Origin of the sequence: Lederbergia sp. NSJ-179, from assembly GCF_022867885.1 — a bacterium.
Taxonomy (GTDB): Bacteria; Bacillota; Bacilli; order Bacillales; family Bacillaceae_C; genus Lederbergia.
Map to the genome: position 1 here is coordinate 1 of NZ_JALIFP010000085.1, position 2,665 is coordinate 2,665.

At 40.8% G+C, this 2,665-nt stretch carries 3 protein-coding genes, 1 pseudogene and 1 riboswitch; of the genes and pseudogenes, 2 read left to right on the plus strand and 2 right to left on the minus strand.

All coding sequences use genetic code 11. The features are described 5' to 3' along the window. Positions 1 to 142: 142 nt before the first annotated feature. A complete protein-coding gene (locus tag MUB24_RS22835) occupies positions 143 to 361 on the plus strand; it encodes a hypothetical protein (RefSeq protein WP_244708021.1) in 219 nt (72 codons plus the stop codon). Here MUB24_RS22835 and MUB24_RS22840 read toward each other — a convergent pair. Then, positions 348 to 1,146, minus strand: a pseudogene (locus MUB24_RS22840) (methionine ABC transporter ATP-binding protein); the annotation flags it as partial. The gene MUB24_RS22835 and the pseudogene MUB24_RS22840 overlap by 14 nt on opposite strands. Before the next feature lie 108 nt (positions 1,147 to 1,254). Further along, a riboswitch (SAM riboswitch) is annotated at positions 1,255 to 1,362 on the minus strand. Between the two features lie 56 nt (positions 1,363 to 1,418). Then, positions 1,419 to 2,225, minus strand: coding sequence for a carbon-nitrogen family hydrolase (locus MUB24_RS22845; protein ID WP_244708017.1), 807 nt, complete (start codon positions 2,223 to 2,225; stop codon positions 1,419 to 1,421). A 215-nt stretch (positions 2,226 to 2,440) separates the two neighbouring features. Between MUB24_RS22845 and MUB24_RS22850 the strand changes: the two genes are divergently transcribed. Then, positions 2,441 to 2,536 carry a helix-turn-helix domain-containing protein gene (locus MUB24_RS22850; RefSeq protein WP_244708019.1) on the plus strand — a complete coding sequence of 32 codons (96 nt, stop codon included), beginning with the start codon at positions 2,441 to 2,443 and terminating at the stop codon, positions 2,534 to 2,536. Positions 2,537 to 2,665: the final 129 nt, after the last annotated feature.

Below are 2,665 nucleotides of genomic sequence, written 5' to 3' on the forward strand. Positions count from 1 at the left end.
GTATGTTTGCCTGCAACCCGCATTTATCCATAACCAAAATAATTCAAGCCAAGCAAAAACTCGCTGATAACGATGAGGATTTACTGGCTTCTTAAAGCTGAAAACTTTTGACTGTCCAGATATTAAAAAGGAGGAGATTAATTTGTTGAAAAGGCTATCTTTTACATCACGAATCTTCTTTCTTCTTAGTAGTATCATATTACTTGTAGGGATGATTTTTAACCCATTTGGAGAAGTTTTTGCTGCCGAATCTACAAAGGACCCAGCTGTTACTTATTTAGAGTCACCAGAAAGTTACATTGATTTTTTAGAAAGTTATGACATACAAGATGCGATTGATTTGGGAGTAGATTTCCTTTGAAAAGGACTTTTACAAGCTGGCCTTGCACATCCTTCAGAATCGCCTCAGGGACATCAAAGGAAACAACACTGTGAATAAACTCCTTTGTTAAAGGTTCTTTTGGTTCAGAAAAAAGATCGTAGACAGCCCCTTCCTCCACAATACGACATGGCCATCCGGTCACAAATCTCCTTTACGACATCCATTTCATGGGTGATCAAGACAATGGTAAGATCAAGCTCTTGATTAATCTTTTTTAATAAATGCAGAATCGAAAGGGTCGTTGTTGGATCAAGAGCAGATGTTGCCTCATCGCAAAGAAGGACGGAAGGGTTATTCGCAAGAGCCCTCGCGATCCCGACACGTTGCTTTTGTCCACCACTCAGTTGTCCAGGATACACATTGATCTTATCCGGAAGACCGACCATCTCTAATAATTCCTGTACCCTTGAGCGAATGTGTTTTTTAGGTGTACGGGCCGCCTTTAGTGCAAAAGCAATATTTTCTCCAACTGTTTTTTGACTAATCAAATGGAAGTGTTGAAAAATCATCCCGATTTTAAGCCGGGCATTTCGAAGTTCTTTGGCCTCAAGAGTGGTTAAGTCTGTTCCCCCTATATGAACATGGCCGCTTGTCGGCCGTTCTAGCATATTGATACAACGAAGCAGAGAGCTTTTTCCAGCTCCAGAATAGCCAACGATGCCAAAAATTTCTCCCTTTTGGATCGAAAGGGTGACTTGATCAACTGCTGTGACTGAACCATTCTTCGTTTTGTATATTTTCGATACATTTTGTATTTGTAGCATGTTATTCACCTTTTTTCGTAAGCCGAATTGGAAAAAACTTCCCTTCTTCCCCTTAAAGAAAATAAAAAACTCTTCCAATTGAAAGAGCATCATTAAACGAACGGAAATGATTTATCTTTCAGAATGGATACATTCTGTAGGAGTTGGCACCTTCCCTGCATAGCAAGGGGTTGCCGGACGTCATCGGGCCCTTCCCTCAGTCTCTCTGGATAAATTCCATATACAATTATGGTAAAGTACGACTAAGATCATACGACAGTTTTCACTCACTGTCAATCTCCAATTGTACCCTTTGTGGTGGAAGCATATAAATCCGGTCTCCGGTCGTCGTATACAGGGATTCGTTCCCTTATTTCACTTACAATGGAAAAGTCAACATCAATGATGGCAAGTTCCTCATTTTCCGTACCGGTCCAAAGTACATTTCCCCATGGCTCGATAATCATGGAATGTCCATTAAATTCGTTATTTGGGTCGCTTCCCCGCCGATTGACGGCAATCACAAAACATTGATTTTCAATCGCGCGCGCTTGTAAGAGAACTTGCCAATGATCCACACGCTGTTTCGGCCACTGCGCAGGTACGAATAAGACTTTAGCGCCATCTAGCGCATGAACACGCAGCCATTCGGGAAAGCGAATGTCATAACAGATCACACCCCCTGCCTCAATCCCATCTAAGGAAAATCGATTGATTGTATTCCCCGCTTGCAAGTAAAGATGTTCATCCATTAATTGAAAAAGATGAGCTTTATCATACTCGCTTACTAATTCACCCTTGTTCGAGTATATATACATCGTATTATAAAAATGATCTCCTTTTTTGGTCGCAACGGAGCCGCCAACAATATGGATATTTAGCTCTTTCGCAAGCTGGGATAAAAGTCCCTTCGTTTGTTTCCCATCATGATCTGCTAATTGTTCAAGATGAGGCAAGTCAAAGCCCGTATTCCACATTTCAGGCAAGACAACAAGCTCTGTCCCTTGAGATGCAGCCGTTCGAACCCATTTTTCCACTTGGGCGAAATTCGTTTTTGGGTCAGAAAAAACCACATCAAGTTGAATGCATCCGATTTTCACTTTCCATCACCCCTAGACAAGTTGCTTTAAAGATTATAAGATTTGGCATAGAATTGCAACTTTTTAACGTGATTCCGAAAGAAGTCTCCCTCTTCAATCGTGTGAAGGGCGTAGCCCAACGATAAGGGGGAGATGAATTTCGGTTGGCGTAAGCCAAAGGCTTTCATTTTCGGAACCAATGTTCTATAATGGGGTTAGATATAGCAAAGAAGGTGATGGCAGTGTTGGTCAATCAAAAATACGAGATTTTCCCAACAGAAAAACAAAAAGAAATGTTAGACCGTTGGCTCCAATACTGCCGTCAAACTTAGGAACTCTGCTCTTTTAGATAAAGAGCGCAAATATAAACAAAACAAGGAAAATTACAACCGTTATGACATGCAAAAACAATTAACATTGGATAAAAGGAAATATCCATTTCTAAAAGAAATGCCTTCCCA